The sequence below is a fragment of the Bathymodiolus azoricus thioautotrophic gill symbiont genome (assembly GCF_001298715.1).
Lineage (GTDB): Bacteria > Pseudomonadota > Gammaproteobacteria > PS1 > Pseudothioglobaceae > Thiodubiliella.
In genome coordinates this window covers 1-1,547 of record NZ_CDSC02000156.1, presented here as the reverse complement: position 1 = coordinate 1,547, position 1,547 = coordinate 1, and the positions used below count along the sequence as shown (strand labels likewise).

The following is a 1,547-nucleotide window of genomic DNA, read 5'->3' as shown; positions in this document are numbered from 1 at the left end:
TTGTCTTTGCCTAAACGCCGAAGCCAAATGCCAATAGCCTGTGGGGTTGGCACGCTTTGATTGGTGATTAAGCGTAGCGCCTTGTCTTTGACAATGTGGGTAGTATCATCTAAGCACTGCCCACTTTCATGTTGGCTTAATATCAAGGTATTGATAAAAGTGGAGGCTTTGAGTGCACAATTGCTACCAAGGGCTGGGAAGTGTTGATCAATGGTATTAGACAAACTCAATGTGTTAATGGTATGTGCAGTAGCAAGTAGCCCAATGCGAGCGGTTAGAAGTTCGTTGGTAGAGGACAGTTTGTAGTTTAAAATGTTCATAAATGTAGTAAGGTTTGGTTGTGTATAAAGGGGATGTGGTTGTCTTTTGTGTTTTCACCCAATGGGTGAAGCGGTTTTTTGGTTGAAACCATTATACCAGTTGGGGTTTGTGTGTTTTTTTGATTTCTATTTTTGGATTAGGGTTGAAGCATTCTGCTCAAAGTTGCTTATGCTGTATAATCCAAAAGTAACTAAAAATCTCAAGGATATATTGAATATGACTAAAAATCAGCCTCCTCCAATAATAACTGAAATTCCAGTTGATGAGCAAGAGAAGTTTGAAAAATTAATCAAATCATGTCGAAGTAAATATATTCGTACATCTCAAGAAATTGTAGATAAAGTATTTAAAGAAAAACCTGTTTATTTACAAAACATAAAAAACAAAGAAGTTAGTCAGTCTATTTTAGGATTAAGAGGGCTAGTTTGGAATGAATACCTTAAAGACGAGGTGAGTTTCAATATTATCTTAATGCAGAAAATGCATGCCACATTAAAAACACCGCAACATATTTTAGAGCTTCTCGTGAATAAAAAAATTACAGAACTGAAAGAAAAAGATCTTTTGAAAGAGGTTCGTAGTCTTTGTGGCGAATATGCTGGAAGAGTTTTCCCTTATATCTATAAAATAGCCCTAAGTAACACTAACTCAAGAAGATCAAGAGCGGGTAAAACATTTGAGTCAATCGTCTATAAAGTATACGACATATTAGAATATGATTTCGATTCACAGAATAAAGTTGGGAGAAAAACATTTACAAAGTTGGGTTTGGGTAAAAAAGTAGATTCTATTCTTCCAAGCGTTGACTGTTATGAACAAAGACGAAATAAAACCATTATAGGGACAATGAAAACATCTTTGCGTGAAAGATGGCAGGAGGTTGCAGAAGAGATAGAAAGAACTAAAATTCCAGAAATACATTTACTAACAGTTGATGAGGATATTTCTAAGAGTAAAGCTCAGGAAATGGCAAATCACAATATTATTGTTGTTGCTTATGACTGGGTTGCTAACTCAGAGTCTTTAACTTCAATGAAAAATATAATTAGTTTTGAAGACTACTTATTTGAAGAAATTCCATCTATTTTGAAATTTTGGGGTGAAAAATGAAAAAAATAAAAGTGATAGATTTATTTGCAGGTATTGGTGGCATTAGGCTGGGTTTTGAAAAATCATCTAAGCAGGGTATTGAGTGTGTTTTTACCAGTGAATGGGATAAGTATTCC

The 1,547-nt window shown here is 34.6% G+C and carries 2 protein-coding genes and 1 pseudogene; 2 read left to right on the top strand and 1 reads right to left on the bottom strand.

Going from position 1 to position 1,547, the window contains the following annotated elements; genetic code table 11:
* Positions 1–320: pseudogene (locus tag BAZSYMA_RS03185) on the bottom strand (hypothetical protein); the annotation flags it as partial.
* A gap of 61 nt (positions 321–381) precedes the next feature.
* Between BAZSYMA_RS03185 and BAZSYMA_RS10315 the strand changes: the two are divergent.
* The gene (locus BAZSYMA_RS10315; RefSeq protein ID WP_241502530.1) at positions 382–1,431 is read left to right on the top strand and encodes a type II restriction endonuclease; all 1,050 of its coding nucleotides are present in this window, start codon (positions 382–384) and stop codon (positions 1,429–1,431) included.
* Positions 1,428–1,547, top strand: a 120-nt coding sequence (locus tag BAZSYMA_RS03175) for a DNA cytosine methyltransferase (RefSeq protein WP_195910068.1), incomplete at its 3' end; no start/stop codon positions are given. The genes BAZSYMA_RS10315 and BAZSYMA_RS03175, both read left to right, overlap by 4 nt.

Coding starts and splice junctions, on each gene's coding strand:
- BAZSYMA_RS10315 (WP_241502530.1), top strand. CDS start 382: ATGGGTGAAGCGGTTTTTTGGTTGAAACCATTATACCAGTTGGGGTTT.